Origin of the sequence: Pseudoalteromonas sp. Z1A6 (assembly GCF_011378745.1) — a bacterium.
Lineage (GTDB): Bacteria > Pseudomonadota > Gammaproteobacteria > Enterobacterales > Alteromonadaceae > Pseudoalteromonas > Pseudoalteromonas arctica.
The window spans coordinates 1-17,629 of record NZ_WTKW01000007.1; the positions used below are offsets into that span (position 1 = coordinate 1).

Below are 17,629 nucleotides of genomic sequence, written 5' to 3' on the forward strand. Positions count from 1 at the left end.
TTTATTGAGGTAAAAAATGCGCTTTATTTTAAATGCGATTATAGGTTTATCACTTTCTATAATGTTAACTGGTTGTATGAGTACTAACGTAAGTTTAGATGTTAAGGCAACAGATAACTTAAATTTAAACCAATTTGATGAAGCGTTACCAGTCGTTTTAAAGGTATATCAATTGTCGGATATACAAACCTTTAAAACAGCTACGTTTGAAGAATTATGGAAGTCAGATAAGTCAGTTTTAGCTAATAGTTTAATTACATTAGAAGAGCGAACAATTCACCCTTCTGAACAATCTAAAATTAAGTTTGAACAGGCTGAAAATGCAAGATTTGTTGCTATTGTGGCTTTATTTAGAGACCGCAGTGGAGACAACTGGAAAGCGTATTACCCGCTTGCAGATGGCCCTGTTAAGTTATCTACATCATTAGATGTTTTGGTTACCAATAACGAAGTTCAGTTACCTGGCGTGGATAAGGCTGAGTAATGAATTTAAAAGCTCCCGCAAAGCCCGTTTGGGCTGAAGGTGTTTTGCTTGCCCAGCAACATTTTCAACTATTTGACGATTATCACGATCAAAATCAGGTTGTACGTCAAGCGCTAATATCACCGTTGGCATTTGGTTTACAGCATTTTGCTATTGATGAATCAGCACTTGCTCGCGGCATATTAAAAGTGACCAGTTTTAAGCTACTTTTAGAAAATGGCCGTTTGCTTGATTTCGATCGTCAACATCAAGATGATTTAAAACTAGAGCTTGATAATAACCACCAAGAGAGTGTTATTTATATTGCTATTGCTGCAAATAAAACAGTTAGCAATATTGAAGGTTATGCGGCGAGTGGGCAATTGAGCGCATATGAAGCGGATTATATTGATTTAGAAGATAATCATGATGCGTCGCGTAGTCGTGAGGTATTAGTTGCAAAACCTAAATTTATATTACTGTCTGACTCAGATGTAAAAACTTATTTTGACACCATTGCCTGTTTGAAAATAAGTCGCTCGGAAGATGGATCATTTGTTTTAAATAAACAGTTTGTGCCTCCTTTATTAAATATTAGTGCGTCTGCTTATTTGACTGAATTATTAAACAGAACTGCTAATTTAGTTAATGCAAAAGTTAACGTGCTGCTTAGTAGACGTAAAAATTATGGCTCAGTTACTGACTTTGGGCCAAATGAAATGAATACATTTTTGTTACTTAATGCAATGGCTCCATCAGCCAAGCGTTTAGATCATCTTAAAAACTTGTCATTGGTTCATCCGGAACGTTTGTATTGTGAGCTTGTTGATTTAATTAGTTCAGTTTCAATGTTTGAGCACAGCGATTTAGTTAACCAAGTACCACCATACCAGCATAAAAATTTAAGTAATGTATTCGGTCAGCTTGATGGCCTATTAACTCGTTTACTTGAAGGGGTTGTTCCTAAGAAAATGGTGGGCTTGAAACTTGAAAAAACCTCTAACGCTATTTATCAAGTTGCCACTATTGATTCTGCCACTTTTACAAATAACGACTTTTATTTAGCTGTGTATTTTGAATCTGAAGACACAAAATGGATTGAAACATTTAGTGACCAAGTAAAAGTTGGAGCAAGCGAAAAGCTCGATATCATGATTTCATCTGCTTTAGCGGGTGTACAACTAACGCATTGTCAGCGACCTCCGAATAAGCTGGCCATAAAAAGTGGGTATGAATACTTCAGGCTTGAGTCGCATGGTTTCATTTGGCAGCAAATTATTGAAGAGCAATCATTAAGCCTATTTGTACCATTTGGATTGCAAAGTGCACAAATTGAAATTGTTACCGTAGCACGTAATTAACGTTGAGTTGAAATTATGCAAGAAGCACAAAAAGAACAAGATTTAGTCGCGTGTATTTCGCCTGTAATTAATGCGCTAACACCATTAAAACTAAAGCAATCTACTAACTTAGAGCTTGAAGAGTTTAGAGAAAATTTACTAACTAGTTTTGATGACTATGAGCGTAATTGTTACTCGCAACAGGTAACAACAAGTTTAATGCAAGAAGTTAAGTTTGCTCTTACGGCTATGTGTGATGAATTTGTTATGAGTTCAGGTGCTCATTTTAGAATGGATTGGATGTCTCGACCGCTACAGCTTGAATTTTTTGGTAACAACCGAGCTGGTGAAGAATTTTTTGAACGTTTAGGTAAGTTGCGTACCGGCGGAGAGCAAAAGCTAGCTGCATTAGAGGTTTATTATATTTGTCTGCAGCTTGGCTTTGAAGGCATTTACAAAGTTAAAGGCATTGAGCAATTAAAAGCGTTAATTGTTGATGTTAGAGCTCAAATTGAAGATATAAAAGGAACACCGAGTTCTCAATTATCTGATAACGGTATACCTGCAGAAGGGTTTGCTATGAAGGTGGGGCGTAATATTCCTTATTGGGTGATTTTGGCTATTTGCTTGGGTTCTATTGCCTCATTATTTGCTGGATTTCATTATGTAATTAATAAGCAAGCAACGCAGAGTACTCAGGTAATAGACAACCAAATTGAAGTGCTGACTCAGCTCAATAAAACCAACGAAACACGATAGGTAACACAATGCAGGGAAGAGTTAATAAAAGCGGTTTAGTTCATTTTTTATTGGGCTTGGTATCATCGCGTGCAACGGGTCAACTTATTGGCTTTATAGCCGTTTTGAGTATTGTGTGGTTTGCCGGTCGCATGGTGGGTTTAGATACTACCGATAAAAAATTAATTGCGATGGGTGCTGTAACCGCTGTTTTTGTTTTATTTATTTTTATTCGTTGGTTATGGACTAAGCGCTCAGGCGATAAGTTAGCTTCTGAATTAGCAAGTCATAATGCCGGTTCGAGTGCTGAATTAAGCGAAATTAAAGAAAAAATGCAAGAAGCATTGGGGTCTTTAAAAGCATCTCATTTAGGTGCGGGTTATCGTGGTAATACCGCTTTATACGCTTTGCCTTGGTATATGATTATTGGCCCTTCGGCTACAGGGAAAAGTACTTTATTTGCAAATTCGGGCTTACATTTTCCTTACTCTAATTCGAGTGAATTGCATATCCAAGGTTTTGGTGGAACGCGCAATTGTGACTGGTGGTTTTCAGATCAAGCTATTTTAATTGACACAGCAGGGCGTTACACAACTGAGCAGTCAGAAAACAAAGAGTGGTTGTCATTTTTAGCGCTCCTTAAAAAATACAGGCCAAAGCTGCCTATAAATGGCGTAATGGTGGCTATTAGCGTTGCAGATGTATTAACTTCCGACAGTGAAGAAATTCGTCAACATGTAAAATTAGTACGTGAGCGTATAGAGGAGCTAATTACTCAACTTGGCGTTATCTTTCCTGTATATATTACTTTTACTAAAACTGACTTAATAAGTGGTTTTGAACCTTTTTTTAGCGACTTATCTGAAAAAGAGCGTGAGCAAGTATTTGGTGCTTACTTACTCGATATTAGTGAAGATCAAAAAAATGATCCTGCGGAAATGTTTGAAGTTCGTATGCAGGAGCTATATGAGCGACTGTGCGAGCAACGATTAAGTAAAGTTGCACGCGAGCGCAATGAGCATCGTAAGCAACTAATACTAGATTTTCCTAACCAATTTCAATCGGCTTCAACTAAGTTAACTGAGTTTGTTAACTTGCTGTTTAAGTCTAATCCGTATCAAGAAGTTCCTTGGTTTGCTGGTGTTTATTTTACATCGGGTACGCAAGAAGGAACGCCTATTGAACGCATTACTAATGGTGTACGAGATCAATTTGGTGCGGTTGTAGTTGACCAAAAACAAGAAAGTATTACTCAAAGTTATTTTATTAACCGCGTATTTAATGATGTTATTTTTAAGCTGCAGGATTTAACGCGAGGAAACAGAAAAAAACGGTTAGTAGGACGCTGGTTAAAAGGTTTAACCGTTACTTCGGGCTTGGCATCTATTGCCGCAATTACAGCACTTCTTATTACGTCATACACGAGTAATCAACTATTACTTAATCAAGGTGAGTCACGCGTAAAAGCTGTTGTTGAAGCTAATGTAAGTAAGGCTAAAGATGAGCAAAAGCTTGCGGCTACGCTAGCTTTATTTGAGCACTATGGTCAGCTTAAAACTTACGAAGATTCACTTCCGTGGTATTTTATATTTGGTATTTATGAAGGTGATGAAACCTTAAATAGTGTTGCAAATGTACTATTTAATCAAATGAATCAACTTATTACTTACCCAGGTGAAGAACATCTACTTGCACAAATAAAGCAGTACGAAACTCAGTGGTTTGACAATGAAGATGAAGCAAAAGCAACTATTCGTCAGCAGTATTATGATGCACTAAAAATGCATTTAATGATGAGTACGAACCCTGAGCATATTTCAACGGAGTTTGCTAAAGAGCAATTGCTTAATTTTATTGCTGAGCATTTTCATATAGACATAAATGCACAAGAGCAAGCGCCAATTTATACACAACTAAGTAGCTTAGTTGATATGTACCTACAAAATATGGGTAGCGATATAGAGCAACCAGGTAAAATTGCATTTTGGCAAACTAACGAAACATCAATAGCACTCGCGCGCGATAACTTAAATACCCAGCCAGAGGCTTTCCCGTTATATCAACAAGTAATTACAAGTTTTGCTGAACGTAAAAAGCCATTGTTATTAAACGATTTTATGATTTCTAAAAATCGTGATGTATTTAAAAGTAAGTATAAAATCCCGTATGTTTATACAAACTTAGGTTGGCAGGAATATGTATTCCCAGAGATTAAACGTATTTCACGTTTGGTATTCTCAGGTGACTGGGTTATGGGTTCAAGCGATGAAAATGGTCAAAATGTTGTTGACGAAGCACAAGCTGAAACCTTGGCAAAGGCTATGCGTGCATATTACTTTAAAGACTACGGCAATACTTGGTTTGCTTTTATAGATAGCATAAAAGTACCTGCATTTAGAGATCTAAACGATGCAAGTATCGACTTTGCACGCCTTTCATCGATGGACGGCCCTTTTAACGATTTAATGAAACTGATTAACGACAATATTACGCTTGCTGACGCGCCTTTGAAAAGCCAAGCTTCAATAGGTAAGACGGCTGCAGATGTTGCAAATAAATTAGCTTTAAACACGCCAACAATTACTCAAATGAGTACGGTTAGAGCGCCAGAGCTTGAAAGTCGGTTTGCTGATTTAAGACGTTTTGCACAGCCAAATGAAGATAAAAACTCTTCTGATTACTTAAGACAATACATCAGTTCATTAAGTAGCATCCATTCAGACATTAAAGCAATGGCAGCGAGTAATGAAGATGATGCTCAAGCAATGATATTTGCGCAGGACTTACTTTCAGGTAATAGCCAAAGTAATGCATTACAGTCTTCGTGGATTATTATTGAGAGCCAAACTCGAGCACTAGACCCTCAAACCAAAGAAACGCTAGATAAGTTATTTAAAGCCCCGCTTCACGGTGGTATAGCGACTGTCATGGCAAAAGCACGTACTCAGCTTAATCAAGAATGGGAAAACCAAGTTTATACTATGTACAACAGTAGTTTAGCTGGTAAATACCCATTTAACTTAACTGGCCCTGATGCTGCGATAGCAGATGTTTCTGAATTTTTAAATTCTGAATCAGGAATTTTATGGAGCTTTATTAACACCCAGCTCAAACCATTTATGAAAGTACGCCGCGGTGTGTGGGAAGAAAAACAATGGAATGGTGTAGGTATTGGTTTTAGCGCGCAATTACTTGATGGTTTAACAAAAGCAAATAAAGTAACTCGTTCGTTGTTTTCTAGTGGTGCCGACAGTGCTGGTTTTACTTTTCAGATGATGCCTGTTCCACACCGAGGTATTCGTGAAACATACTTAGGCTTTAGTGAGCAAGGTTATCGCTATCGCAATGAGCCTGAAGAATGGCGTAATTTTTCGTGGCCTGGTCGAGGGGCTGCAGAAAAAGCGGTTCTGTATGGTTTAGATAATAAAGGGCGTCGTATTTCTATTGAGCAAGACGGACCTTGGGCACTACTAAAAGTGCTTAACTCAGCCAGTGTTAAGTGGATTAAAGGCACAGAATTTTTAGCAACATGGGAATTAAAAGATAAATCTGATGAGGTGTTAACAGTCCAGTTTTCTCTTAAATCAGGACGCAACAGCGGTATATTTTCAAAATACATGCTTACGTCGTTTGCATTACCAAGCTCTTTGTTTTCGCAAAGCCCTAGTTTGGCTCAATCGCAATCGCGAACGATGCAATAGGCCGCCTAGCAATGTTTAATTTATTTACTAAAAAGAAAATACCGACACTTGTTAAGCAACATAGTTTTGGTTTTATGGGTAAAACGCCGGTAAGACCTGACTTTGTAAAGCTTAATATTTCATCAAGAGAATCGGTTGCATTTGATCATTGGTTACAAGAAGGTTTTGCGCATTTAAACCGAGGCAGAAAAACGACAGATACAAGCCATTTGAATGGAACTAAGTCGTTGTTTTTTATATCGGGTAATGCTGATGATGGTGGCTTACTTGGGGTTTTACAGCCAAGTAAAGATAGCAGTGGGCGTTTTTACCCATTTAGCTCTTTTGTGCATAGTGGGCTTGATACATATAAGCGTCACCCGGCTTTTTTATTTTTATTTGCAAGCCAAGTAATAGAGCACCTTTTAGGTGTAAATGAAAATATTAAACAAGCTGCCAGTATTAATGAAATGGAGCAAAAAGCACAAGATTATAACCGTGTAGCTGATGCACTTAAACAGCAACCAAATTTAACTCTAGAGCTTGATAAACTTAGAACTATTCCGATGAGCGTTTTTTGGCAGCATTTAGGCTTGAACGATATTGCTAAAAGAGCAATTTTAATTGAAGAGCTATCAGCTGTGCTTAAATCTATCGCTAATAGAGGGTGTTTAAGAAGTCAGTTTGGTATTCGCCTACCTATGCCTCGCTTTAGTCATGAAAGTGCCTTAGTTGCCGGGTTTTGGTTGCACTTAGTTGCATCTATGGTGGCAGATCATAATTGGCAGCCTTGGTTTTTTTATCAGTTAGGTGATGAGAATCAAGCGCCTAGTTTAACTATTTTTTGTAGGCCTATTCCAGCGTCATACTTTAATAGTGTGTGGGAATACGATAAAAAAACAAACGATATTGTTGATCTATGTAATTTAAAAGTAGAAAAACAGCCGTCTTCACAAACACTTAATTTTGCTGATATGGATAACGTGAGTGTTTACGATGCACTTCGTCGTTGGTGTAAATCATGAGTAATAAAGCGCCGCATACACATACCACCTGGATTGAATGGCTTGAAGCATTAAGTGCTCCTCTGCCGGGGAACAAGTGTGGAGAAGATTTAAAATATGAAGAAACATTTAAAGCATTAAAAGCATCTTCATCAGGGGTGGGGGAAGTTGACTTTAAAGTGATGTTTATACAAGCATCCGATTTACTCAACACTCAAAGTAAAGATTTACGCATAGTAAGTTATTTAGCACTAGCTGCAACAAGTGAGTTTGGGGTTACAGGTTTAACGCATACGTTATTGTTATTTAATCGTTTGTTGACTACTTATACGGATGAGGTACACCCACTAAAAGCCAGAATGCGCGCTGCAGTTAATACATGGTTTTTACAACAGCAAGAACGTTTAAAGGGTGTTGCCCAAGGGCATGATACAAACGCTGAACAATGGCCTGAACTTATAGCTGCCTTGACTCAATACAATGAGCAGTGTGTTGCGTTATTAGACAACGAATCTGGCCCTCTATCGACTTTGAATGAGTGGGCTAAAGAACAAGAAAAACGAAACCCAGTGCCTGTAGCTGAACCAGAGCAAGAAGAAAAAGCGATTAGCACAGAGCAAAAATTAGCTGAGAATTCAGCTGTAACGGCTCCAAAATCAGAAACTAATAATTCGGCACCAGCCGCAGTTGCTAGCCAGGTTAGTATTGGTAATGCTGATATTGCCTCAGATACAGCGTATTTAAGTGCGGTTAGGCAGCTACTTAACTTTGATAAAGAACAAAATAACATTGAACGAGTAATAAAGTTATCGCGAGCTGCACGTTGGACAAGATTGGCATTACCGGCTAACGAAAATGGAAAAACGCGTTTACCCGCTCCTAGAGCTGCAGCATTTGCTCCAATTGAAAATGCATTGGCAAGTGAGCAACCTGAACAAGCTTTAAATTTAGCCGAAGGGTTGTTTATGGAAGGGGCTATGCAATTTAATTTAAATCTCCAAGTGCTTAGTTTAAATGCATTAAAAAAATTAAATAAATTGCCGCTTGTTCATTGGCTTGAGCAACAATTAGTTAATTTAAATGAGCAGTTTCCTGCTTTAGTTTCCCTACAGTATGACGATGGAAGTCCGTTGTGTTCATCTGTAAATAAAGAGTTTTTAAAAGAGTTATCACATTCTGCAAAAACAGAGTCTGTTAGCTCTCAAAGTAGTGCGTTTGATGAGCAGTATAGCGAGTTAATACAAGACGTCGAAAAAGGGCAGTTATCGACGGCATTAATTAAAGTCGATCAAATAAATATTTTAAACGATTTTGATAAAGCTCAAGCGCAATTATTAAAGGCAAAATTATTAATAAAAGCTGAGCATTACGAACATGCTTTAGCATTATTAAACGTGTTACTAAAACAAATAAAAGCGCATGACTTAGCGCAATGGCAACAATGTTTTTGCATGGAAGTATGGCGATTTTCCAAGCAGTGTTATGCAAGTTTGTCACATACGCCAGAAGATGAAATGAGTTTAGCTGCTAAACATATTAGTCAGCAAATGATGGTAACTAACCCTGCACAAGCATTAGCGTGGGTTTAGTTACAAGGGCTTGACTAATATGTCGAGGTTTAATTGGAATTGAGTCGGTAGATAACCAAACTGCAAAGGAAAAAACATGAGTGATACATTTCAAAAAGAGATCCCCAGAGCTCGGATCAATATTTCGTTAGAGCTTGATACAGATGGCGCTTCACAAAAAAGTGAATTGCCATTAAAGATGCTAGTAATTGGTGACTACTCAAATGGTCAAAATAGCCAAGAACTATCTGAGCGTGAGCGCGTAACAATTAATAAAAATAATATTGAGCAAGTGCTTAAAGATATGGCGCCTAAAGCGAACTTTCAGGTAGCGAACAAAATTAAAGGTGACGGCGAAATTAACGTAAACCTTGAGTTTGATTCTTTTAAATCGTTTGACCCAGAATCAGTTGCTTCTCAAGTGCCAGAGCTTAATAAAATGATGGCTATGCGTAATTTACTTCGCGACCTTAAATCTAATTTATTAGATAACTCATCACTTCGTAAAGAGTTAGAGCGTGTTTTACAAAATCAGCCAGAGCTAGATGAGTTAAAAGCTAAACTGGATGAAATTGCGCCGCTGGCTTCTGAAGATGAAAAACAACCAATAACTGAATAAGGAGATTACCATGTCAATGCAAGAACAATTAAATGTTGCCGCGCATACCACGGAGCAAGCTCCTTTATCTACTTATGAAAATATATGTGGAATGGTTGATATTTCTCCAGTTTCAGATGAAATCAAACTTGATTCATTTAGAGATGCAAGCAACCTAGCTGAAACTCGTGCAAATGAGCGCTTAACAGCAGCTATAAATGTATTTTTAGATATGGCTAGCAGTAGTGGCCAAGAAGTAACGCGAATTGATAAATTACTTTTAGACGATTACATCGCAAAAGTAGACATTATTATTTCTCAGCAGTTAGACCAAATTTTACATCATCCAAATTTTCAAAAAATGGAATCAGCATGGCGCTCGTTACGCTACTTAATTAGCCGTACGCCTAACAACGCTAATATTAAAATAGAAATGCTTGATGTAGATAAAGAAACTCTAAGAGACGATTTTGAAGAGGCGCCTGATACAACGCAATCTGCACTATACAAGCATGTATATACTTCAGATTACGATACGCCAGGTGGTGAGCCAGTATCTACAATGGTTTCGAACTTTGAATTTGATTGTTCGGCACCCGATGTATCGTTACTGCAAGAAATATCTCGTGTATCTGCAGCTGCGCATTGTCCGTTTATGGGCAGTGTTGGTCCTAAGTTTTTTCTTAAAGACTCATTGGAAGAAGTGTCTAAAATCCAAGATTTGGGTTCTTACATGGAACGCGCTGAGTTCCTTCGTTGGAAAAACTTCCGTGAATCAGAAGACTCTCGTTACATTGGTTTAGCATTCCCACGCTTTTTACTACGTCTGCCTTACGGTGAGACAAATCCTCTTCGTAACTTTAATTACCAAGAAGATGTAAGTGCGCAGCATCATGAACGTTATTTGTGGGGTAATGCAACATTTGCATTTGCTGCAAATATCATCCGTAGTTTCCATGATAATGGTTGGGCTGTAAATATTCGTGGGCCGCAATCAGGTGGTAAAGTTGATAATCTTCCGCTGCATTCATTTGAAGCTGGTAAAGGTGTAGAAACTAAAATACCGACTGAAGTACTGATTTCTGAAACTAAAGAACTTGAATTTGCTAATCAAGGTTTTATACCGCTTAGTTATTATAAAAATTCAGATTTTGCATGTTTCTTTTCAGCTAACAGTGCCCAAAAGCCGCAGGTTTTTGAAACAAATGAAGCAACAGCTAATGCAAGAATTAACTCACGCTTACCATATATTTTCTTAGTATCGCGTATTGCGCATTACTTAAAGGTTTTACAACGTGAAAATATTGGTTCAAGCAAACCTCGTCATGAATTAGAGCAGCAGCTTAATGATTGGCTTGGCGCATTAGTAACTAAAATGAACAATCCAGATGAATCTCTTATTGCTACGCATCCACTAAAAGATGCAAAAGTAACTGTGGCAGAGATTCCAGGTAACCCTGGTTATTACAGAGTAAGTACGTACATTGTACCTCATTTCCAAGTTGAAGGGATTGATGTTCGTTTAGCGCTAGTAGGGCAAATGCCTGGCGAAAAATGAACTGCTACGCCGCCAATGAAACGGATTTAAGTACTATCAAATGCGTCTATTTGGTGAGTAGTTGGCAGGTGTACATAAAGGATTAAGACTTATAGTCTAAAAAATTGCCCCAAGTTGGTTGCATCCAACTTGGGATATATTCCCCAGTGGCATGAAGCAGAGGGCTTTTTGGGGGGCATAAATATTACTATTTATGCCAATGCCAACTAACAGGAAACACTTCATTCTAAAAGGAGAATAATGAAATGGCAATTCCAGCGTACATGTGGTTAAAGGATGACCAAGGTAATGACATCAAAGGTTCTGTAACTGTTGCAGAGCGTGAAGGTTCAATTGAGATCCTACACTTTGATCATGAACTTCGTATTCCTACGGATAACGATACAGGTGAACTTACAGGTACTCGTAAGCATGAACCTTTTGTAATTACAAAAGCTGTTGATGCGGCTACGCCGTACTTGTACAAAGCGTGTTCAAACGGTCAAACACTTAAGCAATTAGAGCTTAAATGGTACCGTATTGATGACACAGGGACTGAGCGTGAATATTTCTGCCACAAGTTGGAAGATGTAAAAATCACTTCGATCTCACCAACAATGCATAACGTTAAAGACTTAGACAAGGAGCGTTACCCGCACCTTGAAACAGTTTGTCTACGTTACAAACGCATTACTTGGACTTACTTAGATGGCAACATCGAGTTCTCTGACTCTTGGACTGAAGGTCGTTAATTAGTCAGTAATTTTGAAGGATATGCGCAAGCATATCCTTTTATTGAGATGTAGATATGGCGTTATTCGATTTTTTAACTCAACCAGTTACACGCAATGGCCATCATGGTTTTCAAACTGATGAGCAGGTTAGTGTGTGCAAGCATTTAAATGAGCTTTTAAATGCAAGAAGAGGCGTGTTAAAGCACTTGTCTGACTATGGTTTGCCCGATGTAGAGGATATTTACGAGGGGTTACCATATTCACAACACACGTTAGCGTTTGAGGTTAAAAAATTGATAGAAAAGTACGAACCACGCGTACGATATGCAAATGTAACACCTGTTGAAATTAAAGAAGATAATTGTGTAATAAGGCTAGATATTCAAGCATTTTTAACGAGCGGACAAAGTATCAAGCTAAACACTCGATTTGAATCTGGCGGTAAAGCAGACGTTATGCAACATGCAAAAAACAATAATTAATATTATTTAAAGGATTGATGAATGCAGCAATATTTTGATGCACAAATGCGCTTGTTAACCCAAGCTGGTAAGCAGTTTGCTCAGTTTTATCCTGAGCATGCAGGAATGCTTAACATTGATGCATTAAAAGATAGAGACCCTCATATTGAGCGCTTATTAGAAGGCGTGGCGTACTTAACTGCCCATACTCAAAAGCGTCTAGATGAATCAGTCCCTGAGGTTTCAGAGCAGGTGCTGCGTCAACTGTGTCCAATACTGTTAAGTTATTATCCTTCTAGTACTGTGGTGCAATTTAAGCCTAAATTGGCTATGCAAAAAACACATTCTATTTCAAAAGGTTTACAGCTCAACCCTCCTAAAGCAAAGACCGATAATAAAAAAATAATTTTCAGTACAACCCACGGTTTAGATGTTGTCCCATTGGATGTTGAACATGTTAGATACCAAGAGTCGCACTTGGGTGCAGAGCTACGAATAGGGTTTAAGTTTGTATGCCAAGGTGAACGCAGCAATTTTGATTTATCTAAGCTAAATTTTTATTTACGTGGCGATACACCATTATGCAGTGCTTTATTTCAGTTGTTAAAAACACCTAATAAGCAAGCTGAACTTGATTTTGGTTCTAACCATTTTGAGTTCAATAAAAAGTTAAAAGCAAAAGGCTGCAGTGCGACTTATTTAGATATAGATGGCGCTTTACTGCCTAGTGCAGCTAAAAGCCATCCCGGATATGCACTATTACTTGATTATTTTAATGCAAAAGATCGGTTTTACTTTTTAACATTTGATGGTTTAAAAGACGAAGAGTTTCCTGAGCATATTGACCGTTTTGAAGTGGTATTTAGAGGGGATAATAAACTACCGCCGGGCCATCAGTTAAGTAAAGAAAATATTTTAATCAATTGTGTGCCAGCAGTTAATTTATTTAGCCAAGCCGCAGAGCCCATTAAAATAGAGCCTAACCGTACTGATTATATGATAAGTGCAGATCAGACTCGTTTTGACCACGTTTTTAGCTACACGGTTGATGCAGTTGCTGGTCGAAATTCTGTAACGGGGCAATCGTATGATTATACGCCTCGTTATCAAAGCGTATTTGAAGACGAGAAAAAGCTATTTACTGTGCTCACTAAAGATGTAGGTGCAGCAGCCCCAACTCATTATTTACAACTCCCTTTTAATTTAGAAGATGAAAAAGAAACTCTATCAGTTGATTTAACCTCTTTTAATGCTGGTTGGCCTCGTCAGCTTTTGCAAGAGGGAGACTTGAGCGAAGGCGGAAAAGACATGCCGAGTATCGTTGAGGTAAAAAATGTTATACGCCCAACTAATTATTTAGCATGTCCAAGTCAGCCAAAGCATTGGCAGCTTATTAGCTTGTTAAATGTAAAGTTTTCGCAAATTACGCAAGTTACAGAGCTAAAAAGGTTACTTGTGTTGTTTGACTGGTCTGATAAAGCTGAGAATAGATTAAGAATTGAAAGCATTTTAAAAATAACAGCAACGCCAATCAGCCAAATTAAGCGCGGAATATTTATCAAAGGTGTTGATGTACTTATTGATATTGATGAAAGCAAATTTGTTGGTGATGCCGATTTATATCATTTTTGTAATGTATTACATGAATTCTTTTTAATGTATGCCCCTATAAACGAAAGCGTACAAACGCGTGTTAATGCAATTCCTAGTTATAAGTCATGGAGTTGGGATATTGAACCAGGTAAGAGCTATCAGCTATGAGTTATGCTGAGAAAAGCCATGCGCATCCTGTTTGGTCTAAGTTACCCGCCCCAATAGAGCTACTTATAGAGCAGCCTTGGCGGTTTAACTTATTTAAAGCGATGAGCTTAATAGAAAAACACTGGGCTGCGCCTCAAGAGCTAGAGCAAGGGATCAGTAATAGGGTTGTTTTTAAACCTTTTAAAGAGCTTGGTTTTCCGGCTACTGATGTACGCGAATGTGTATTAGAAAACGACGGCAGGGGAAGATTAAGCTTATCGACCTCTTTTTTAGGCTTGTATGGTGTAGATGCACCCATGCCACATTATGTATTAGAGCAAGCAGCAAGTGATGAGCAAAGCGGTGACCGCGTTCGTCAGTTTTTAGATATATTTAATCATGTGTTGTATTGCCAACTTTTTCAGGCCTGGAAAAAGTCGCAAATTAATATAGCAGGCAGAGGCGCGAGCCAATTTGATGGGTTAGTTGAATCTATTTTACTGGGAAAAACTGATCAAAAAATTCAGTGTGGTATTGCCAGTTTAAAGCAAACTAGCGCTGCTGGCTTAGCGCAGCTTCTTAAACATAGTTTAAATATAGACACGCTAAAGGTTGACGACACACGAGCTAATTGGCAAAAAATAGATACGCCCAGTGCAATAGGCGAAGAGAGCCAAATGGTTTTAGGTAACTCTGCAGTACTTGGTACACAGGTATTGGTTAGCGGAAGTATTTTAACAATAGATATAGGCCCAGTTAATAGTGATACAGCCATGAGCTTAACGCCAAGAAGCGAAGAAGGTATAAAAATGGCGGCACTATTATCTGCGCATCTACCAAGTAATGTAGAGTGGGTTTGCCAAATAAAGGTAGCTAATGAGGCGGTTGCTGAGCAAGCACTTGGTCAGCAACCGTTAGTACTTGGACACAATTCATATTTAGGGGCTGCAGCTGCAAATACAACAACACATAGCTACAGTCATCAACAGTATAAACACTAAGGAATTAAGGATAAAAAAATGGATGCTAAAGGTATAAAACAACTCATAGATAAATTAAATGGCCACACCGCAACAGCACTTGAATCAGCCGCTGGGTTTGCGAGTAGTCGTAGTCATTTTGAAGTGCTTCCTGAGCATTTACTTATTAAGTTAATGGAAGAAGGAAGTAATGGTGACCTTGAGCACATTTTTCATTTTTTTAATATTAATCAAGACAAAGTATGGCATGAGCTATTAGACTTTTTAAATAAACAGCCTGCCGGTAATCAAAGTAAGCCTACATTTTCTCGTCGTTTATACGAATGGCTAGAGCGTGCATGGTTAAGTGCTAATGTTCAGCATAAAAGTGATTTTATAACAGGTGCTGCGCTTATTGATTCATTAACAGAGTTATTACCTTACAGCCCTGTACTTCAACTACCTGCTTTACTGGATAAAATAGATTCACGTTTTTTAGCTGAAAATTTAGATAAAATTTGTCAGCAATCTTCAGAGCGTTTAAACCCAGTAGCTAAATCAAAGTCTGCAAATCAAACAGATTCATCGCACGGTACAGCTGCGCTTGATGAGTACTGTGAAGATTTAACTGAAAAAGCAAAACAGGGTAAAATCGACCCGGTTCTCGGTCGTAATGACGAAATCCGTATGATGGTTGATGTGTTATGTCGCCGAAGAAAAAATAACCCTATTTTAGTGGGTGACCCAGGTGTAGGTAAAACAGCCGTCGTTGAAGGTTTTGCCCAGCGTATAATTGATGGCCAAGTACCAAGTGACCTGCAAGGCGTACGCTTATTGGTGCTTGATATGGGGTTATTGCAAGCAGGTGCCGGCGTTAAAGGTGAGTTTGAGCGCCGCTTAAAAACAGTAATCGATGAAGTTAAAAATTCAACAACGCCAATAATTATGTTTATTGATGAAGCACACACTTTAATTGGTGCTGGTGGTGATGCAGGCATGAGTGATGCGGCAAATTTATTAAAGCCAGCATTAGCGCGCGGAGAATTAAGAACCGTTGCTGCTACAACATGGAGCGAGTATAAAAAATATTTTGAACGTGATGCCGCACTAGAGCGCCGTTTTCAGCTTATTAAAGTAGATGAGCCAACAGAGCAAGCTGCTCAATTAATGCTTGCAGGCTTAAAAGATAAATATCAAGAGCATCATAATATTCAAATTACGGATGATGCTATAGAAGCTGCTGTTGTTTTATCGTCGCGCTATATAACAGGCCGCCAATTACCAGACAAAGCTATTGATGTATTGGACACCGCAGCGGCAAGAGTACGTATGTCGTTTGCTACAGACCCTGCTGCTATTGAGTCTGAGCGCGAGCACATTAATTATTTAGAAACCAGAATTAATAGCCTTAATATAGAGCTAGGCCAAGGTTTAGTTGTTGATAAAGATAAGCTTACCCATTTAGTTGAAGAGCTGGTTATTGCACAAAATAAATTGGCGCAACTTACTCACTCGCGTGAATCTCAAATTTCGACTTTGAGTCAAATTAACGAGATAAAGCAGGCAACTGATCAAGAGCTTGATAGCGAATCATTACTGACACTTCGCCAATCGCTTAAAGAGCAAAATACACAAGACAACGGCTTATTTAGTGAAGTAGATGCAGATGCTGTTGCACAAATTATTTCACAGTGGACCGGTGTGCCTGTAGGGGCAATGGTAAAAGATCAGATTAGTAATTTAATTAACCTAGAAGCCACAATTAGCCAAGAAGTTATAGGGCAACAGGCAGGATTGGCTAAAATAGCGCAAACGCTAAGGGTGAGTAAAGCCGGCGTAAGTAACGATGAAGGTCCGCTAGGCGTATTTTTATTGGCAGGCCCCTCAGGTGTAGGTAAAACAGAAACCGCTCGCTGCTTAGCTAAACAATTATTTGGTGGCGATAAGTTTTTAACCACTATAAACATGAGTGAGTACCAAGAGTCGCACACTGTATCGCAATTAAAAGGTTCACCTCCGGGGTATGTTGGTTATGGAGAAGGAGGTGTATTAACCGAAGCGGTAAGGCAGCGTCCATATTCAGTAATTTTACTTGATGAAGTTGAAAAAGCGCACAAAGATGTAATGAACATGTTTTATCAAGTATTTGAGCGTGGCACCATGCGTGACGGTGAAGGGCGTGAAATAGACTTTAAAAATACTGTAATTATCATGACATCTAATTTAGGCTCGGCAGAGTTAATCGATGCATGTACACCGCCTACAGTTATAGACCTAAGTCCTCAAGATGACGGGGAAGAACAGGTACAGCAAAGCGATCAAGAAGCAGCTATTAACGAAGCGCTAAATCCAACGCAAGCACCTATTAATGAAGACGGAACGCCTTGGAAAGTACCATCAATCGGTGCACTTACTGATTTAATTAAGCCGCAGTTACTTGCTTTTTTTGCGCCTGCTTTACTTGCCCGTATGCAAGTTATACCTTACTTAGCGCTTGATTCTGAAGCTCTACAGTCTATCGTCAGCCTGAAACTTGAAGCCATTGCCACACGTTTGCACGAAAACCACAAAATGCAGCTACGAGTAGATGCCAGTGTTTTAGAAAAGCTGACTACTCAATGTACGCTTTCTGATAGTGGTGCACGTATGGTAAATGCGGTTATAGAGCAGCAAATACTTCCTGGTATCGCTAAATCAATTTTAGAGTTTATGGCAGAAGAAGACATGCCTGATATTTTAACGCTGGCTGTTGACGAACAAGACGAAATTACGGCGACATTTGCAGATAACGCTTAAATAAAAGGATG

Annotated in this window: 13 protein-coding genes; all 13 read left to right on the forward strand. The window is 38.6% G+C overall.

The window, feature by feature from the left end:
* The first annotated feature begins 16 nt into the window (after positions 1-16).
* The 13 genes from tssJ to tssH all read left to right on the forward strand — a co-directional run bounded on the left by tssJ (position 17) and on the right by tssH (position 17,618).
* On the forward strand, positions 17-484 hold the full coding sequence (tssJ, locus tag GQR46_RS00895; RefSeq protein WP_165729449.1) for a type VI secretion system lipoprotein TssJ: 468 nt from the start codon (positions 17-19) through the stop codon (positions 482-484).
* Entirely contained in the window at positions 484-1,824 is a 1,341-nt protein-coding gene (gene tssK, locus GQR46_RS00900; protein WP_165729450.1) for a type VI secretion system baseplate subunit TssK, read from the forward strand. Before tssJ ends, tssK begins: the two co-directional genes overlap by 1 nt.
* A gap of 15 nt (positions 1,825-1,839) precedes the next feature.
* Positions 1,840-2,562, forward strand: coding sequence for a type IVB secretion system protein IcmH/DotU (gene icmH, locus GQR46_RS00905; RefSeq protein WP_007584493.1), 723 nt, complete (start codon positions 1,840-1,842; stop codon positions 2,560-2,562).
* Between the two features lie 8 nt (positions 2,563-2,570).
* A complete protein-coding gene (tssM, locus tag GQR46_RS00910; RefSeq protein WP_165739400.1) occupies positions 2,571-6,242 on the forward strand; it encodes a type VI secretion system membrane subunit TssM in 3,672 nt (1,223 codons plus the stop codon).
* Positions 6,243-6,253: 11 nt separating this feature from the next.
* On the forward strand, positions 6,254-7,246 hold the full coding sequence (gene tagF / locus GQR46_RS00915) for a type VI secretion system-associated protein TagF (RefSeq protein ID WP_165739402.1): 993 nt from the start codon (positions 6,254-6,256) through the stop codon (positions 7,244-7,246).
* Positions 7,243-8,814 (forward strand): TssA family type VI secretion system protein, encoded by a 1,572-nt coding sequence (locus GQR46_RS00920; protein ID WP_165739404.1) that lies wholly within the window; start codon positions 7,243-7,245, stop codon positions 8,812-8,814. The genes tagF and GQR46_RS00920 overlap by 4 nt, the downstream gene beginning before the upstream one ends.
* Positions 8,815-8,890: 76 nt before the next feature.
* Positions 8,891-9,412 carry a type VI secretion system contractile sheath small subunit gene (gene tssB / locus GQR46_RS00925; protein ID WP_007584482.1) on the forward strand — a complete coding sequence of 174 codons (522 nt, stop codon included), beginning with the start codon at positions 8,891-8,893 and terminating at the stop codon, positions 9,410-9,412.
* A gap of 10 nt (positions 9,413-9,422) precedes the next feature.
* Positions 9,423-10,949 carry a type VI secretion system contractile sheath large subunit gene (tssC, locus tag GQR46_RS00930; protein ID WP_024594497.1) on the forward strand — a complete coding sequence of 509 codons (1,527 nt, stop codon included), beginning with the start codon at positions 9,423-9,425 and terminating at the stop codon, positions 10,947-10,949.
* Positions 10,950-11,194: 245 nt separating this feature from the next.
* Complete coding sequence (locus GQR46_RS00935; RefSeq protein WP_007584479.1) at positions 11,195-11,680, forward strand: Hcp family type VI secretion system effector; 486 nt, start codon at positions 11,195-11,197, stop codon at positions 11,678-11,680.
* Between the two features lie 56 nt (positions 11,681-11,736).
* Entirely contained in the window at positions 11,737-12,144 is a 408-nt protein-coding gene (tssE, locus tag GQR46_RS00940; RefSeq protein ID WP_165729455.1) for a type VI secretion system baseplate subunit TssE, read from the forward strand.
* Between the two features lie 21 nt (positions 12,145-12,165).
* Positions 12,166-13,884, forward strand: a complete 1,719-nt coding sequence (tssF, locus tag GQR46_RS00945) for a type VI secretion system baseplate subunit TssF (protein ID WP_165729456.1) — start codon at positions 12,166-12,168, stop codon at positions 13,882-13,884.
* Positions 13,881-14,864 (forward strand): type VI secretion system baseplate subunit TssG, encoded by a 984-nt coding sequence (gene tssG / locus GQR46_RS00950; RefSeq protein WP_165739406.1) that lies wholly within the window; start codon positions 13,881-13,883, stop codon positions 14,862-14,864. Before tssF ends, tssG begins: the two co-directional genes overlap by 4 nt.
* 18 nt (positions 14,865-14,882) lie before the next feature.
* Positions 14,883-17,618, forward strand: a complete 2,736-nt coding sequence (tssH, locus tag GQR46_RS00955) for a type VI secretion system ATPase TssH (RefSeq protein WP_165739408.1) — start codon at positions 14,883-14,885, stop codon at positions 17,616-17,618.
* The last annotated feature ends 11 nt before the right edge of the window (positions 17,619-17,629 follow it).